This window comes from Streptomyces erythrochromogenes (assembly GCF_040684695.1).
GTDB lineage: Bacteria > Actinomycetota > Actinomycetes > Streptomycetales > Streptomycetaceae > Streptomyces > Streptomyces erythrochromogenes_C.
The window spans coordinates 143,373-158,391 of record NZ_JBFBGM010000004.1 but is presented as its reverse complement, the minus strand read 5'-3'; the positions used below and the strand labels follow the sequence as shown (position 1 = coordinate 158,391).

Annotated in this window: 18 protein-coding genes; 7 read left to right on the top strand and 11 right to left on the bottom strand. The window is 72.8% G+C overall.

What is annotated here, in order from left to right; genetic code table 11:
* Positions 1–31 precede the first annotated feature (31 nt).
* On the top strand, positions 32–547 hold the full coding sequence (locus AB0O53_RS09670) for a hypothetical protein (protein ID WP_350988026.1): 516 nt from the start codon (positions 32–34) through the stop codon (positions 545–547).
* A 25-nt stretch (positions 548–572) separates the two neighbouring features.
* On the opposite strand, the gene AB0O53_RS09665 is transcribed toward AB0O53_RS09670, so the two are convergent.
* Entirely contained in the window at positions 573–1,364 is a 792-nt protein-coding gene (locus AB0O53_RS09665) for a hypothetical protein (protein WP_365194359.1), read from the bottom strand.
* A 187-nt stretch (positions 1,365–1,551) separates the two neighbouring features.
* On the opposite strand from AB0O53_RS09665, the gene AB0O53_RS09660 reads away from it, so the two are divergent.
* The 3 genes from AB0O53_RS09660 (at position 1,552) to AB0O53_RS09650 (ending at position 4,708) form a co-directional block, all read left to right on the top strand.
* Positions 1,552–2,823: a magnesium transporter MgtE N-terminal domain-containing protein gene (locus AB0O53_RS09660; protein WP_350988028.1), complete on the top strand. Its 1,272-nt coding sequence runs from the start codon at positions 1,552–1,554 to the stop codon at positions 2,821–2,823.
* A gap of 175 nt (positions 2,824–2,998) precedes the next feature.
* A complete protein-coding gene (locus tag AB0O53_RS09655) occupies positions 2,999–3,505 on the top strand; it encodes a DUF1003 domain-containing protein (protein WP_225885142.1) in 507 nt (168 codons plus the stop codon).
* 42 nt (positions 3,506–3,547) lie between these two features.
* Positions 3,548–4,708 carry an Mrp/NBP35 family ATP-binding protein gene (locus tag AB0O53_RS09650; protein ID WP_381843914.1) on the top strand — a complete coding sequence of 387 codons (1,161 nt, stop codon included), beginning with the start codon at positions 3,548–3,550 and terminating at the stop codon, positions 4,706–4,708.
* Positions 4,709–4,795: 87 nt separating this feature from the next.
* On the opposite strand, the gene AB0O53_RS09645 is transcribed toward AB0O53_RS09650, so the two are convergent.
* The 5 genes from AB0O53_RS09645 to sigE all read right to left on the bottom strand — a co-directional run bounded on the left by AB0O53_RS09645 (position 4,796) and on the right by sigE (position 9,132).
* Positions 4,796–5,548, bottom strand: a complete 753-nt coding sequence (locus AB0O53_RS09645; protein ID WP_365194356.1) for a hypothetical protein — start codon at positions 5,546–5,548, stop codon at positions 4,796–4,798.
* A gap of 137 nt (positions 5,549–5,685) precedes the next feature.
* A complete protein-coding gene (locus tag AB0O53_RS09640) occupies positions 5,686–6,114 on the bottom strand; it encodes a sec-independent translocase (RefSeq protein WP_350988030.1) in 429 nt (142 codons plus the stop codon).
* A gap of 118 nt (positions 6,115–6,232) precedes the next feature.
* Entirely contained in the window at positions 6,233–7,633 is a 1,401-nt protein-coding gene (locus AB0O53_RS09635) for a S1C family serine protease (protein WP_403138718.1), read from the bottom strand.
* Between the two features lie 54 nt (positions 7,634–7,687).
* Positions 7,688–8,356 carry a zf-HC2 domain-containing protein gene (locus tag AB0O53_RS09630; RefSeq protein ID WP_350988032.1) on the bottom strand — a complete coding sequence of 223 codons (669 nt, stop codon included), beginning with the start codon at positions 8,354–8,356 and terminating at the stop codon, positions 7,688–7,690.
* Positions 8,353–9,132 carry an RNA polymerase sigma factor SigE gene (sigE, locus tag AB0O53_RS09625; protein WP_350988033.1) on the bottom strand — a complete coding sequence of 260 codons (780 nt, stop codon included), beginning with the start codon at positions 9,130–9,132 and terminating at the stop codon, positions 8,353–8,355. The genes AB0O53_RS09630 and sigE overlap by 4 nt, the downstream gene beginning before the upstream one ends.
* Before the next feature lie 177 nt (positions 9,133–9,309).
* Between sigE and AB0O53_RS09620 the strand changes: the two genes are divergently transcribed.
* On the top strand, positions 9,310–9,972 hold the full coding sequence (locus tag AB0O53_RS09620; RefSeq protein ID WP_030032218.1) for an O-methyltransferase: 663 nt from the start codon (positions 9,310–9,312) through the stop codon (positions 9,970–9,972).
* Between the two features lie 67 nt (positions 9,973–10,039).
* Here the strand turns inward: AB0O53_RS09620 and AB0O53_RS09615 are convergent, their stop codons facing one another.
* Together AB0O53_RS09615 and AB0O53_RS09610 are read right to left on the bottom strand one after the other, a co-directional pair.
* Positions 10,040–10,657, bottom strand: coding sequence for a hypothetical protein (locus AB0O53_RS09615; protein WP_350988034.1), 618 nt, complete (start codon positions 10,655–10,657; stop codon positions 10,040–10,042).
* 126 nt (positions 10,658–10,783) lie between these two features.
* Entirely contained in the window at positions 10,784–10,951 is a 168-nt protein-coding gene (locus AB0O53_RS09610) for a DUF3117 domain-containing protein (protein ID WP_003966491.1), read from the bottom strand.
* Between the two features lie 333 nt (positions 10,952–11,284).
* Here AB0O53_RS09610 and chcB point away from each other — a divergent pair, with 333 nt between their 5' ends.
* Entirely contained in the window at positions 11,285–12,088 is an 804-nt protein-coding gene (gene chcB, locus AB0O53_RS09605) for a 2-cyclohexenylcarbonyl CoA isomerase (RefSeq protein ID WP_350988035.1), read from the top strand.
* A gap of 26 nt (positions 12,089–12,114) precedes the next feature.
* On the opposite strand, the gene AB0O53_RS09600 is transcribed toward chcB, so the two are convergent.
* Positions 12,115–12,693, bottom strand: coding sequence for a DNA-3-methyladenine glycosylase I (locus AB0O53_RS09600; protein WP_365194350.1), 579 nt, complete (start codon positions 12,691–12,693; stop codon positions 12,115–12,117).
* A complete protein-coding gene (locus tag AB0O53_RS09595; protein ID WP_350988037.1) occupies positions 12,690–13,040 on the bottom strand; it encodes a DivIVA domain-containing protein in 351 nt (116 codons plus the stop codon). Before AB0O53_RS09595 ends, AB0O53_RS09600 begins: the two co-directional genes overlap by 4 nt.
* A gap of 76 nt (positions 13,041–13,116) precedes the next feature.
* Here AB0O53_RS09595 and folP point away from each other — a divergent pair, with 76 nt between their 5' ends.
* A complete protein-coding gene (gene folP, locus AB0O53_RS09590) occupies positions 13,117–13,977 on the top strand; it encodes a dihydropteroate synthase (protein ID WP_350988038.1) in 861 nt (286 codons plus the stop codon).
* Positions 13,978–14,202: 225 nt separating this feature from the next.
* Here the strand turns inward: folP and AB0O53_RS09585 are convergent, their stop codons facing one another.
* Positions 14,203–14,961, bottom strand: coding sequence for an LOG family protein (locus AB0O53_RS09585; protein WP_350988039.1), 759 nt, complete (start codon positions 14,959–14,961; stop codon positions 14,203–14,205).
* Between the last annotated feature and the right edge of the window lie 58 nt (positions 14,962–15,019).

Genomic DNA, 15,019 nt, shown 5'->3' with positions numbered 1-15,019 from the left:
CACCGCCGGGGCGACCGCCTAACCTGTGCGCATGACTCTCAGCACGCTCGACCTGGCCCTCGTCGAGGAGGCCACCAAGAAGTCCGGCCTGATCTGGGTCCGCGGCGCCGGGGCCGACCGCGCCCTGTGGCACGCCTGGGTGGACGGCGCGGCCCACGTGCTGGGCGACGGGCCCGGCGAGCAGCCGTTCCCGGGGCTGGCGGACGGCGCGGGCGCCGAGGTGACCGTGCGGAGCAAGGACAAGGGCGGCCGGCTGGTGGCCTGGACGGCGACCGTACGGGAGCTCCCGCCCCGCGGCGAGGAGTGGCAGGCGGCCGTCGCCGAGCTCAAGGGCAAGCGGCTGAACGCGCCCGACTCGGAGGAGATGACGGAGCGGTGGGCCCGCGAGTGCCGGCTGCTGCGGCTGGAGCCGGAGTCGGTGCGGTCCGCCCTGCCGGACGGCTCGCTGGCCGCGGCCCCGCTGGGCTCTCCCGCGACGACCCGCCGCCCGGTCCCGGCGGCCCTGCCGAAGCTGCTGCTGAAGCGGAAGAAGGCCGCGCGGGGCTGACCGGCGCGACACGCCCGGGCGCGCCCTAGGGCTTGGTGGGGTCCGCGCCCTGGCCGGAGCCCTTGGAGGGGGCCGGGGCCGCCTCGCCGCCCTCCCCCTTGGTCGTCGGGAGCTGGCTGCCGTAGTCGACGGTCTGGTCCTGCGCGGGCGGGTCGAGCTGGAAGGGCTTGCCCCACTCGGCGAGTTCCACCCGGCCGGCGCCGCCGGCCCGCTCCATGAGCAGCGGGTACGGGGTGCCCTCCAGCGACACCGAGAGCTTGCCGCCCTTGCCCTCGTCCGCCGTGACCTGGACCGCGCGGGTGTGCCCGACCTTGGTGTAGGAGCCCTTGGCGAGCTTGCCCTCCAGGCCCAGCAGCCCGTCCAGCAGGACGTCCATGTCGGTGAAGCCGCGGAACTGCTTGTAGGAGGGGTCGCCCTCGGGCACCTTCACGTACTTGTCGCCGAGCTTCCCGGCCGAGTCGGTCTGGCCCCAGAACGCCGCGCTGGCCTTCAGGTAGAGCTGCTCGCCCACGCGCAGCAGCTGGAAGGTGTCGTCCTTCGACTTCACCTCGCCCGAGCCGCCGTCCGACTTCAGGCGCATGTCGACGGTGAAGGCCTTGCCGCCGCTCACGAGCGTGCCGGACAGGTGCACCGATTCGGCTTCGCCCGCGGCGGCCTTCGCCTTCGCCTCGATCTTGTCGGCGGTGAGCCTGCCGACGCCGTTCGTGCCCTCGTCCGAGTCGTCCCCGCAACCCGTACCGGTCACGGCGAGACCCGCGCACAGCACACCGATGAAGGCGGCCCGGCGCAGCCGCGCGGCGGGGAAGTAGGCGGTCACGAGCAGGTGCCTCTCGTCGTTCGTCTGCGGGCAGCAGGCAGCGTACCCGTCCGTGTCCCGCGGCCCGCGACCGCTCCCCGGGGTCCGTGCGGCCCCGGGCGGACCTCCCCACCAGGACGCTTGGCTGCGGCACGGGCTAGCCTGAGGGGCGGCAGGACTGTCGATTGACGCTCTAGGAGGCGCTCGGATGGCTGCAGGCGCCCCGCGGATCTTCGTCTCGCATCTGTCGGGTGTGCCCGTCTTCGATCCCAACGGCGACCAGGTCGGCCGGGTCCGCGACCTCGTGGCGATGCTGCGGGTCGGCGGCCGCCCGCCGCGGCTGCTGGGCCTGGTGGTCGAGGTGGTCAGCCGGCGCCGGATCTTCCTGCCGATGACCCGCGTCACGGGCGTCGAGTCGGGGCAGGTCATCACCACCGGTGTCATCAACATGCGGCGCTTCGAGCAGCGCCCCACGGAGCGGCTCGTCCTGGGCGAACTGCTGGACCGGCGGGTGACGCTGGTCGCCAGCGGCGAGGAGGTCACCGTCCTGGACGTGGCCATCCAGCAGCTGCCGGCCCGCCGGGACTGGGAGATCGACCGGATCTTCGTCCGCAAGGGCAAGTCGGGGGCGCTGCGCCGGCGCGGCGAGGCGCTGACGGTGGAATGGTCGGCCGTGACGGGCTTCTCGCTGGAGGAGCACGGGCAGGGCGCCGAGAACCTGGTCGCCACCTTCGAGCAGATGCGCCCGGCCGACGTGGCCAACGTCCTGCACCACCTGACGCCCAAGCGGCGCGCCGAGGTGGCCAACGCCCTCGACGACGACCGGCTCGCGGACGTGCTGGAGGAACTGCCCGAGGACGAGCAGGTGGAGATCCTCGGCAAGCTCAAGGAGGAGCGCGCCGCCGACGTCCTGGAGGCGATGGACCCGGACGACGCGGCCGACCTGCTCTCCGAGCTGCCGGAGGACGACAAGGAGCGGCTGCTGACGCTGATGCAGCCGGACGACGCCGCCGACGTGCGCCGCCTGCTGTCCTACGAGGAGAACACCGCCGGCGGTCTGATGACCACCGAGCCGATCGTGCTCCGCCCGGACGCCACGGTCGCCGACGCGCTGGCCCGCGTACGGCAGGCGGACCTGTCTCCGGCGCTGGCGGCGCAGGTGTACGTGTGCCGGCCGCCGGACGAGACGCCGACGGGCAAGTACCTGGGCACGGTGCACTTCCAGCGGCTGCTGCGGGACCCTCCGTTCACCCTGGTCAGCTCGATCGTGGACACGGACCTGCCGCCGCTGCGACCGGACGCCTCGCTGCCCGCGGTGACCACGCACCTGGCCGCCTACAACATGGTCGCGGTGCCGGTGGTCGACGAGAGCGGGTCGCTGCTGGGCGCCGTGACCGTGGACGACGTACTGGACCACCTGCTGCCGGACGACTGGCGGGAGACGGAATTCCATTCCGAGGAGGCCGTCGGTGGCCGCTGAGCGAGGGCGCTTCGACCGGGGGCGCGGGGAGCAGGCGCGCGAGCGGCGCCGCGAGCAGATCCGGGAGCGGCGCGAGCAGGCACGGACGCAGGCGCGCGAGCACGGGCCCGCCGCGGACGCGGCGGAACGTTCCGGCGAGCGCGCGGCGAAGTCGTCGGGCACCGGGTCGAGCGCGCTGACGCGCCCCAGGGTCCGCCTCGACCTGCCGCGCGCGCCGCGCCGGTCCCTGCTGCCCGAGTACGACCCGGAGGCCTTCGGGCGGCTCTCCGAGCGGGTGGCGCGGTTCCTGGGCACGGGCCGGTTCATCGTCTGGATGACGCTGGTCATCATCCTGTGGGTGCTGTGGAACGTGTTCGCACCGGACGACCTGCGGTTCGACAAGTACCCGTTCATCTTCCTGACGCTGATGCTGTCGCTCCAGGCCTCCTACGCCGCTCCGCTGATCCTGCTCGCGCAGAACCGGCAGGACGACCGCGACCGGGTCACCCACGAGCAGGACCGCAAGCAGAACGAGCGGTCCATCGCCGACACGGAGTACCTGACGCGGGAGATCGCGGCGCTGCGCATGGGCCTCGGCGAGGTCGCCACCCGCGACTGGATCAGGTCGGAGTTCCAGGACCTGATCAAGGAGATGGACGAGCGGCGTCTATTCCCGGCGGAACGTGATGAAGGCGACCGCTGAGCGGCTTTCCTGAGGCGTGCTACCGAGCCGTACCATCGGGGCATGGCTACCGACACAAGCTCCGCCGCCGTGCCTGAGCAGGACGCGATCCTGGACGCTCTGGCGACGGTGAACGACCCCGAGATCCACCGGCCGATCACCGAGCTCGGCATGGTCAAATCGGTGGAGATCGGTGACGGCGGCGCGGTCGCCGTCACGGTCTACCTGACCGTGTCGGGCTGTCCCATGCGCGAGACGATCACCAAGAACGTCACCGAGGCGGTCGAGAAGGTCGCCGGTGTCACCTCCGTGTCGGTGTCGCTGGACGTGATGAGCGACGAGCAGCGCAAGGACCTCGCGGCCACGCTGCGCGGCGGTACCGCCGAGCGCGAGGTGCCCTTCGCCAAGCCGGGCTCGCTGACCCGCGTGTACGCGGTCGCCTCCGGCAAGGGCGGCGTCGGCAAGTCCTCCGTCACGGTCAACCTGGCCGCGGCGATGGCGGCGGACGGCCTGAAGGTCGGCGTGGTCGACGCGGACATCTACGGCCACAGCGTGCCGCGCATGCTGGGCGTGGACGGCCGTCCCACGCAGGTCGAGAACATGATCATGCCGCCGTCCGCGAACGGCGTGAAGGTCATCTCCATCGGCATGTTCACCCCGGGCAACGCGCCGGTCGTGTGGCGCGGTCCGATGCTGCACCGGGCGCTGCAGCAGTTCCTGGCCGACGTCTTCTGGGGCGACCTGGACGTGCTGCTGCTGGACCTGCCGCCGGGTACGGGCGACATCGCGATCTCCGTGGCCCAGCTCGTGCCGAACGCGGAGATCCTGGTCGTCACCACCCCGCAGCAGGCCGCGGCCGAGGTGGCCGAGCGGGCCGGTTCGATCGCCGTGCAGACCCACCAGAAGATCGTCGGCGTCGTCGAGAACATGTCGGGCCTGCCGTGCCCGCACTGCGACGAGATGGTGGACGTCTTCGGCTCGGGCGGCGGCCAGAAGGTCGCCGACGGGCTGACCAAGACCGTCGGTGCCACGGTTCCGGTGCTGGGCTCGATCCCGATCGACGTCCGCCTGCGCGAGGGCGGCGACGAGGGCAAGCCCGTCGTCCTGTCCGACCCGGACTCGCCCGCCGGCGCGGCCCTGCGCTCGATCGCGGGCAAGCTCGGCGGCCGGGCCCGCGGCCTGTCGGGCATGTCGCTGGGCATCACCCCGCGCAACAAGTTCTAGGCCCTCCGGGGTACGCGAGAGGGGCACCGCCGGCCGGCGGTGCCCCTCTCGCGTACCCGGCTCCGGCCGGTGTCCGGCCGGGCGGGGCTACTCGTACGTGCCGAGGTCCGTGATGGCGGAGAAGCCGAGGCCGTAGGCGCTCATGCCGCGGCCGTAGGCGCCCAGGTGGACCCCGCTGCCGGTGGAGCCGGCCAGCACCCAGCCGAACTCCGACTCGCGGTAGTGGAAGGTCGTCGGCTCCCCGTCCACGGGCAGCGACAGCGTGGACCAGTCCTCGCCCTCCAGGTCGTCGGCGAGCTCCCACGCGGCCTCGGTCTGCTGGTCCAGCCAGTCGTTGCGCAGGGCGTGGTCCATCTGTCCGGGCCAGCTGTACGCCAGCAGCCCGGAGCCGGCCAGCCAGGCGGCCGAGGAGACCGAGGTGGCCTCCAGGATGCCGGTGCCGTCACTGCTGCGGCGCAGCGGGTTGCTGGCCACGGTGATGACCACCGCGAAGCGTTCCTTCTCGCCGGTGGCGATCTCGCCCCGGGCGGAGGGCTCGTCGCCGTGGCCGGTGGAACCGTGCTCCACCGTCCCGTCGGCGGCGGTGCCCACCTGCATGAGCCGGCGGGGCCCGGTGAAGGCCCCGTCCAGCCCGTACCAGGGGAAGTCCGCCGCCAGGAAGCCCTCGACGGCCCGGCGGGCCGCCGGCACGGGGGCGGCGGCCTCCGGCTGCTGCGCCTCGGCCGGGTCGCCGGTATGCGGGCTCGTATGCGAACCGGTATGGGGTTCTTGCGCGGCGTCCGCGGCGGCGGGTGCGTCGGCGGTCTGCGCCCCTACCAGGCTGCTGCTCGTCGTCTCCATGTGGGCGGCCTCTCGTTCCGTGGGGTCCGGAACGGCCCTCCCCCTCGCTGCGCTGGGGGGACCCCCTCCCTCGGGCGTCCCGCGATCCGGACAGATGGAGGATAGCCATCGGACCCCGGATCGCCGGGCAGGCTGCGTCAGGTGGCGTCGGCGTCGAAGCGCACGCGCTGTTCGGCGGCCGGGGCCGCGGGCTTCTTCAGCAGGTCCGGACCGGCGGTGGACGGCGAGGCAGGGGCCGGGTCGGGCTCGGGGTTGTTGACGGCGTCCGAGACGTCGTTCAGCTCCTTGCGGAGATCGAAGCTGGTGCGGATCTCCTTGAGGTCCTCGTTCTCCGAGAGCTGCTTGCGGATGAAGGTCTTCGGGTTCAGGTCCTCGAACTCGAAGTCCTTGAAGTCCGGTCCGAGTTCGGAGCGGATGTCGTTCTTGGCGCTGTCGGAGAACGCGCGGACCTTGCGGATGAAGCCCGTCACGTCCTGAATGACCTTCGGGAGCTTGTCCGGGCCGAAAACGAGGATGGCCAGGATCACGATCGTGACGAGTTCGAGTGCGCCTATGTCGTTGAACACCTTGCCGCTCCTCGGCTCTCTGTCACTTCGGGCCCGAACACACGGTACCCGGCCTTGCCCGCGGGCCCCTACACGCGTCCCGGACCTGTGAGGGTTTCACACCCCGGCCATCCCAAGATCATGATCCGTTCGCCGACCCGAGGACGACGTCCAGCGTGCGCTCCCGGCCGTCCCGCAGCACGGTGAGGGTGAGCGGATCGCCCGGGCGGTGGGCCCGGATCTTGATGATCAGCTCGTCGCCGCCGCGGACCCGCTGCCCGTCCACCTTGGTGATCACGTCGCCGGGCTTGATCCCGGCGCGCGCGCCCGGTCCGCCGGCGGTGACCGACGGCTTGCCGTCCTCGCCCTTGTCCCCCACCCGGGCCCCGTCGCCCGTGTAATCCATGTCGAGGGTGACCCCGATGACGGGGTGCGTGGCGCGGCCCGTGGCGATCAGCTCCTCGGCGACGCGCTTGCCCTGGTTGATGGGGATGGCGAAGCCCAGGCCGATGGAGCCGCCCTGCCGGTCGGGGTCGTCCTTGTCGGCGCCGCGGATGGCGCTGTTGATGCCGACCACGTGCGCCTTGGCGTCCAGGAGGGGGCCGCCGGAGTTCCCGGGGTTGATGGGGGCGTCGGTCTGCAGCGCGTCGACGTAGCTGATGTCGCTGCCGTCGCCCTTGTCGCCGCCCGCGGTGACGGGCCTGCCGGTGGCGCTGATGATGCCCGCGGTGACCGTGTTGGAGAGGTCGAAGGGCGCGCCGATGGCCACCACCGGGTCGCCGACCTTGACGTTCTCGGAGTTGCCCAGGCTGAGCGGGCGCAGCCCGCGCACCCCGCTGACCTTGACCACGGCCAGGTCGTAGCCGGAGTCGCGGCCGACCAGCTCGGCGGTGACGCTCTCGCCGGTGCTGAAGGTGACCGCTATCTCCTTGGCGTCGGCGACCACGTGGTTGTTGGTCAGGATGTGGCCCTGCGGGTCCAGCACGAAGCCGGTGCCCGTACCGCTGCTCTTCGCGCCCCGCACGTGCAGGGTGACCACGCCGGGCAGTGCGGTGGCCGCGATCCCGGCCACGCTGTCGGGCGCCCGCCCCTTGTCCGCGACGGCCGCCTGGGGCAGTTCCAGCCGGGTGCTGCTCTGCCGCTCGGCGAGCACGCCCAGCCAGCCGCCGATGCCGCCGGCGAGCAGCGCCGTGGCCGCGGCGAGCGCCGCCACCTGCCACAGCCGGAAGCCCCGCCGGTCACGGCCCCGGTCCACGGCCTGGAGGGGCTGTACGCCCCAGGGGTCGTACCGGACCGCGTGGGCCGACGGCTCGTGGGCCGGTGCCCCGCCGGCGTGCGCCTCCTGGACGGGCTCCTCTTGGACGGACGCCTCCTGGAGGGGGGCCGCCGGCCCGGCGGCCCCTTCACCCTCCGCTCCCTGCCCACCGCCGCCGCGGTTCTCGGGACGCGGGGCGGGAACCCCGTCACGGCGGCTGTCGGCCGTGCCCTCGGGCCGGCTCCACCACTGTGGAGCCGGGTCGGTCTGCTGCCTGTCGGCCATCGGCGCTCCCCGCGTACCTGTGCGCATGTCCGGCCGATTCAACCAGGTCCCCGGTCAGCGCAGCAGGGAGACCGGACGCGCCGAGCCCGGCGGGGAGGGCTGCGGTGGCGGCAGCGGGCTCGCCACGGCCGTCAGCAGGCTCGGTACGGCCGCGGGAGTGGGCATCCGGTCGCGGACCGCCGCGTCGGTCACGGGAAGGGCGGGGCCGGGCCTGGAGGCGGGCGCCGGGGAATCTCCCCGGCCGTTCGGTTCCGTGCCCTCCAGGGGCAGCGTGCCGCCCAGCGCGAGGGCGGCCAGCGACACCGCCCCGGCGGCGACGAAGGCGAACCGGCGGCGCGGGCGGCCCACCTCGTGGATGCGGAAGCCCTCCTGCTGCGGCCGCGCGGCGGCGGCCACGGGCAGGCCGTACGCGAACGCCTCGAAGGGGTCCGGTTCTGCGGGTCCCGGTCCCGGCGGGCCCAGGGGTCCGGCCGGGCCGTCGAGACCGCCCCCCGGGAGCCCCTGGAGGCGTGCCAGCAGGCCCGCGGACAGCGGCGGCGGCGCGCTCTCCACGAACATGGTCTTCAGGCGGCGCTGGGCGTCGGCCTCGGCCTTGCACTTGGCGCAGGTCGCCAGGTGGGCCAGGACCCGCTCGCGGGCGTCGTGCTTGAGCTCGCCGTCCACCAGGGCGGCAAGCCGGTCGCCCAGATGCTGTTCGGCAGGGGAAGGACTGGCTCCGCTCACTCGGCTCCGCCCTCTCTCCCGGCGTCCGGCGCGCCCGACCCCACGCCGGCCAGCGCCCGCTGCTCGGCCCGGGCCGAGGGGGACCGGTGCTTGAGCGCCTTGCGCAGGTGCGAACGGCCCCGGTGGATACGGCTGCGGACGGTGCCGAGCTTCACGCCGAGCGTCGCGGCGATCTCCTCGTAGGACAGGCCCTCGATGTCGCACAGCACCACGGCCGCGCGGAACTCGGGCGCGAGGGTGTCCAGCGCCTGCTGGACGTCCGCGTCGAAGTGCGTGTCGTGGAGGACCTGCTGGGGGGACGGCTCACGGCTCGGCAGCCGCTCGGCGGCGTCGTCGGCGAGCGCGTCGAAGCGGATCCGCTGCTTGCGGCGGACCATGTCCAGGAACAGGTTCGTCGTGATGCGGTGCAGCCAGCCCTCGAACGTGCCGGGCGTGTAGGTGGACAGCGAGCGGAAGACGCGGACGAAGACCTCCTGGGTGAGGTCCTCGGCGTCGTGCTGGTTGCCCGTCAGACGGTAGGCAAGGCGGTAGACCCGCGCGCTGTGCGTGCTGACGATCTCCTCCCACGAGGGAGGGGTCCACGCCTGCGATCCCGCATCTGCGGCAAAGGTCGCGGTGGTTGCGGTGTCTGCGGTGTGGAAGCGGTCAGCAATGTAGGTCACGGATTTCGGCTCACCCGCCGACCAGAAGAGGCGTCTGAACACGCCTCCACGATCCACAGGCGCAGCCGCACCTCCCCTGTCGGCTCTGGTGGTGTCCAGTGGAGTCCCTACCATAGCCACCCCCTCTGTCAGCTCCGGATAAGGGTTTTTGCAGTATCTTTACGCAAGCCTTAGGCCCCGGGGCGGTCCCCGCCGCCGATCTGCCCGGCGCCGTCCTTCTCGTCCCGCCTCCACCCCACACAACGCCCGGTCCCATCTGCGGGTTCCCGACGTCAACGGATACAGTCACCGTTGCGCCAACTATGGGGACAGGAGAGGGTCATTACCGGCAACCGGCAGACGAGCTGGGCGTTCGCCGACGCGTTTGTCGCCGAGGACGACGCTCTGCGATGGGCCCGCGACCGGTCCAGGGAAGCGGGCCTGCGCTCCGTCTCCCCCGGGACCGGCGCCGCGCTGCGCCTGCTGGCCGCCACCGCGGACGCCAAGGCGGTCGCCGAGATCGGCACCGGAACCGGCGTCTCCGGCATCCACCTCCTGCACGGGATGCGCCCCGACGGGGTGCTGACCACGGTGGATCCCGAAGCCGACCGGCAGGCCTTCGCCCGCCAGGCCTTCCGCGCCGCCGGGTTCGCGGGCAACCGCGCCCGCTTCATCCCCGGCCGCGCCCTCGACGTCCTGCCCCGCCTCGCCGACGGCGGGTACGACCTCGTCTTCTGCGACGGGGACCCGACCGAGTCCCTCGACTACCTCGCTGAATCGTTGCGGCTGCTGCGCCCCGGCGGGCTGGTGTGCTTCGAGGGGGTCTTCTCCGACGGCCGTACGGTCGACTCCGCCGCCCAGCCGGTGGAGGTGCTCCGCGTCCGCGAGCTGCTGCGCAGCGTCCGGGAGAGCCCCGCCCTGGAGGCCGCGCTGCTCCCGGTCGGCGACGGCCTGCTGTGCGCCGTGCGCCGCTAGGAGCCGTCCGAGCCTGATCCGCCGGACACCCCCTGGGCCGGCTCTTTCGGATCCTGCCGGGGCCGGGTCAGCTCAGCAGCGCGAAGGTGAGCGCCGCCGTGCCGCCCAGGGCGGTGCCGGCGAGCAGCTGGGCCGGGGTGTGCGCCCGCAGCGTCAGACGGGACCATCCGACCGCGGCGGCGACCGCGGCCGCCGGGAGGACCGCCGGGCCGAAGACGAGCAGCAGGATCATCACGGTGCCGCCCGCCACCGACATGTGGATGGATATCTGCCAGGCCACGGTCACCAGCAGGGACGAGACCAGGCCGACGAGCATCGCGACGACGAGCGCGAAGACGTCCGCCGGGGCGCCGAGCAGGCGCAGCAGGACGACCCCGGCCACGACGGAGACCAGGCTCAGCGCCATCGGCACCACCCGCTGGCGCCGCACCCGGATGTGCTGGTCGGTCAGCGCCCCCCGCCTGACCCCGAGGGCGATGATGCCGATCGGGACGACGCCGCAGAACAGGGCGGCGAGCAGCCCCCAGCCGAGCCCCGTCCACGAGCCGGTGCTGTGCCACCCGACCAGCAGGAGCAGGGCGACCACCAGGTTCGCCGGTGCCAGTCCGTCGGACAGGACGCGGGCCGCCTTCTGGCGGGGGGTGCAGTCGGCGAAGGCCGGCGGCGCGGGCGGGGAGAAGGTCACGTGCGGCTCCGCCGGGATGCTGGGGACGGGGGTCCCGGGACACGACACAACGCTGCCCCGGCCGCGGATCGCGGTCGGGGCAGCGCAGAGAATGCGAAAGCAGAAGGTGGAAGTGCTGTCAGCGGGTCAGCCGACGACCTTCTTCAGGGCGTCACCCAGGGCGTCCGCCTCATCGGGGGTCAGCTCGACGACAAGCCGACCGCCGCCCTCGAGCGGTACGCGCATGACGATGCCCCGCCCCTCCTTGGTGACCTCGAGCGGGCCGTCGCCCGTCCGCGGCTTCATGGCCGCCATGCTCGTTCCCCTTCCTGAAACCAGCTCATCGTCAGCCGACGGCCCCGTTCAGGCGCCTAATACCCGGCATCGAACACATTGCTTCCCAGCCATTATCCCGCATGTCAGGACCCGATGACCAACATCACCCGGGAACGCTTGGGCAACGCGCTCGACCAAAACCACTCATTTCGGGGATCCGCCTGCGATACTTCGCCGCCGCACCTGGGGAACTGCTCCGGCTTTCTTTGACGCACATCACATGTGCGCTCCCGGTCCGGTCCGCCATGCTGACCCTTGCACCGGCCGGTACCGGCCGGTAGCCAAGCCCGCGACGAAGGGGGACCCCCTGCCATGGCCGACAGTGTGCTCTACGAAGTGACCGACGGACTCGCGACCATCACGATCAACCGTCCCGACGCGATGAACGCGATGAACACCGAGGCCAAGGTCGCCCTGCGCGACGCGGTGCAGGCGGCGGCCGGGGACACCGCGGTCCGGGCGGTCCTGCTGACCGCCGCCGGGAACCGGGCCTTCTGCGTGGGCCAGGACCTCAAGGAGCACATCGGCAACCTCGCGGCGGACCGCGAGAGCGGCTCCTCGCTGACCATGAACACGGTCAAGGAGCACTACAACCCGATCGTGCGGGCGCTCACGGAGATGCCGAAGCCCGTGGTGGCCGGGGTCAACGGCGTGGCGGCCGGGGCCGGCTTCGGCTTCGCGCTGGCGGCCGACTTCCGGGTCGTCGCCGACACCGCCTCCTTCAACACCTCGTTCGCCGGTGTGGCCCTCACCGCCGACTCCGGGGTCTCCTGGACGCTGCCGCGCCTGATCGGCGCCTCCCGCGCCTCGGACCTGCTGCTCTTCCCGCGTTCGGTCAAGGCGCAGGAGGCGTACGAGCTCGGCATCGTCAACCGCCTGGTGCCCTCGGACTCCCTGCACGCCGAGGCCGAGGCCGTGGCCCGCACGCTGGCCGCGGGCCCGACGGTCGCCTACGCCGCACTGAAGGAGTCCCTCGCCCACGGGGCCTCCCACACGCTCGCGGAGTCCCTGGTCCACGAGGACGTGCTGCAGACCCGCGCCGGGGCCTCCGAGGACCACTCCATCGCCGTCCAGGCCTTCCTGGCGAAGCAGCCGCCGAAGTACCTCGGCCGCTGATCCCCGTCGCGGGCGTCGCGGCCCGGCTATGCCGGGTCGCGCAGGGCGCAGGCGGCCAGATGGTCGTTGACCAGCCCGCACGCCTGCATCAGGGCGTAGGCGGTGGTCGGGCCGACGAAGCGGATGCCGGCCTTCTTGAGGGCCTTGGCCAGGGCGGTGGACTCCGTAGTGACCGCCGGGACCTCGGTGACCGTGCGCGGGGCCGGGCCGGGCTCCTCGGGGGCGTGGGACCAGATCAGGGCGTCCAGCTCGCCCGGCTCCCAGCCGGCGAGGACCTTCGCGTTGGCCAGGGTCGCCTCGATCTTGGCCCGGTTGCGGATGATCCCCTCGTCGGCCAGCAGCCGCTCCGCGTCCGCGTCGCCGAATCCGGCGACGGCCGCGATGGAGAAGTCGGAGAAGGCCTTACGGAAGCCCGCGCGGCGGCGCAGGATCGTCAGCCAGGACAGCCCCGACTGGAAGGCCTCCAGGCAGAGCCGCTCGTAGAGGGCGTCGTCGCCGTGGACCGGACGGCCCCACTCGGAGTCGTGGTAGGCGATGTAGTCGGGCGTGGACAGCCCCCAGGGGCAGCGCAGCAGGCCGTCCGGGCCCGCCACGGGCCCGCTCACCGCTCACCGTGCTTGCTGAGGTCGACCGGGCCGGAGGAGTCCTGCGGGGCCGCGGGCGACGCCGTTCCCGTCAGCAGGGCGATCCTCGCGTCCCGATCGGCGAGCTCCGCGGCGAGCCGCTCCAGTACGTCGTCCACCTCGGCCATCCGGTAGCCGCGCGGCGCCACGGGCAGGCGCAGCGCGTCGATGTCCTCCCGCACCACGGGCCGGGTCTCGGGCAGGCCGTCCGCCACCCGGTCCGGCTCCGCCTCCGGCAGGACGGCCTCCGAGCCACCGCCGATCACGGCGAGGGTGACCGCTGCCACGACCACGACCAGCGCGATCATCAAGAAGAAGAACACGATCAACTCCCCTGAGAGACTCCGGCCACCAGGTTAAGGTCGCTGGCGAGGCGCGAGGGCCGCCGAAGGAGGAAAGACCAGGATGCTGCGACTGGGCAGGCGCGAGTTCGACACCCACGAGCCGGTGATCATGGCCATCGTGAACCGGACTCCGGACTCCTTCTACGACCAGGGCGCGACGTTCCGCGACGAGCCCGCGCTGGACCGGGTCGAGCAGGCCGTCGCCGAGGGCGCCGCGATCATCGACATCGGCGGGGTCAAGGCGGGCCCGGGCGAGCACGTGGACGCGGCCGAGGAGGCGCGGCGCACGGTCGGCTTCGTGGCCGAGGTGCGGCGCCGCCACCCGGACGTGGTGATCAGCGTGGACACCTGGCGGCACGAGGTCGGCGAAGCCGTCTGCGAGGCCGGGGCGGACCTGCTGAACGACGCGTGGGGCGGGGTGGACCCGAAGCTGGCCGAGGTCGCGGCGCGCTACGACGTCGGCCTGGTCTGCACGCACGCCGGCGAGGTCGAACCGCGCACCCGGCCGCACCGGACCGCGTACGAGGACGTGATGCAGGACATCCTGCGGGTCACGGTCGGCCTCGCCGAGCGCGCCGCGGCCCTGGGCGTCCGCCGGGACGCGATCATGATCGACCCGGGCCACGACTTCGGGAAGAACACCCGCCACTCGCTGGAGGCGACCCGGCGGCTGGAGGAGATGACGGCGACCGGCTGGCCGGTGCTGGTCTCCCTGTCGAACAAGGACTTCGTCGGCGAGACCCTCGACAAGCCGGTCAAGGAGCGGCTGCTGGGCACCCTGGCCACCACGGCCGTCTCGGCCTGGCTGGGCGCCCAGGTCTACCGCGTCCACGAGGTCGCGGAGACCCGGCAGATCCTGGACATGGTCCGGTCCATCCAGGGCCACCGCCCCCCGGCGGTCGCCCGCCGCGGCCTGGCCTGAGCCCCGACGGCCGGAGGCCGGCGCAGCCGCCCGAAGCCGGTGAGGCGCCCCGGCGCCGCAACGCGCGAGAGCGGCGTCGAAAAGGAGGCATGGTCCGGTCCATCCAGGGCCACCGCCCCCCGGCGGTCGCCCGCCGCGGCCTGGCCTGACGCCCGGCGGTCACCCGCCGCGGCCTGGCCCGAGCCCCGACGGCCGCGGGCCGGCCGCGCCGGCCCGCGGCGGGTGCTACTTGCCGACTTCCTTCGTCACCAGGGCGATCGCCTCGTCCACGTCGTCGGTGACGTGGAAGAGGTACAGGTCCTTCTCCGAGGCCTTGCCCTGGGCGATGACCGTGCCGCGCAGCCAGTCGACGAGCCCGCTCCAGTACTCCGTGCCGAACAGCACGATGGGGAAGCGGGTGATCTTCTGGGTCTGGACCAGGGTCAGCGCCTCGAACAGCTCGTCCAGCGTGCCGAGGCCGCCGGGCAGCACGACGAAGCCCTGGCTGTACTTCACGAACATCGTCTTGCGGACGAAGAAGTACCGGAAGTTCAGGCCGAGATCGACGTGCTGGTTGAGCCCCTGCTCGAAGGGGAGCTCGATGCCGAGGCCGACCGAGATCCCGTTCGCCTCGCGGGCGCCCTTGTTGGCCGCCTCCATCGCTCCCGGACCGCCACCGGTGATCACCGCGAACCCGGCGTCCACGAGCGCGCCGCCGATCCGCACGCCCGCCTCGTACTCCGCCGAGCCCGCCGGGGTGCGGGCCGAGCCGAACACGCTGATCGCGGGCGGCAGCTCGGCCAGCGTGCCGAAGCCCTCGATGAACTCCGACTGGATGCGCAGGACCCGCCAGGGATCGGTGTGCACCCACTCGGAGGGCCCGGCCGAGTCCAGCAGCCGCTGGTCCGTCGTACTGCCCGCCTGCACCTGGCTGCGCCGCCTCAGCACCGGCCCGAGCTGCTGCTCCTCGGGCCGACGACGAGCGCTGCCTTCGGGGTTGCCCATGATGTGCTCCCTCCTGCTGATCGTTGGATCAGGGTAGGCGCACAAAGGTGACGAGAAG

Excerpts from the sequence above, each read along its gene's own strand:
- AB0O53_RS09670 (WP_350988026.1), top strand. The coding sequence starts at position 32 with ATGACTCTCAGCACGCTCGACCTGGCCCTCGTCGAGGAGGCCACCAAG.
- AB0O53_RS09660 (WP_350988028.1), top strand. The coding sequence starts at position 1,552 with ATGGCTGCAGGCGCCCCGCGGATCTTCGTCTCGCATCTGTCGGGTGTG.
- AB0O53_RS09650 (WP_381843914.1), top strand. The coding sequence starts at position 3,548 with ATGGCTACCGACACAAGCTCCGCCGCCGTGCCTGAGCAGGACGCGATC.
- AB0O53_RS09645 (WP_365194356.1), bottom strand. The coding sequence starts at position 5,548 with ATGGAGACGACGAGCAGCAGCCTGGTAGGGGCGCAGACCGCCGACGCA.
- AB0O53_RS09635 (WP_403138718.1), bottom strand. The coding sequence starts at position 7,633 with ATGGCCGACAGGCAGCAGACCGACCCGGCTCCACAGTGGTGGAGCCGG.
- sigE (WP_350988033.1), bottom strand. The coding sequence starts at position 9,132 with ATGGTAGGGACTCCACTGGACACCACCAGAGCCGACAGGGGAGGTGCG.
- AB0O53_RS09610 (WP_003966491.1), bottom strand. The coding sequence starts at position 10,951 with ATGGCGGCCATGAAGCCGCGGACGGGCGACGGCCCGCTCGAGGTCACC.
- chcB (WP_350988035.1), top strand. The coding sequence starts at position 11,285 with ATGGCCGACAGTGTGCTCTACGAAGTGACCGACGGACTCGCGACCATC.
- folP (WP_350988038.1), top strand. The coding sequence starts at position 13,117 with ATGCTGCGACTGGGCAGGCGCGAGTTCGACACCCACGAGCCGGTGATC.
- AB0O53_RS09585 (WP_350988039.1), bottom strand. The coding sequence starts at position 14,961 with ATGGGCAACCCCGAAGGCAGCGCTCGTCGTCGGCCCGAGGAGCAGCAG.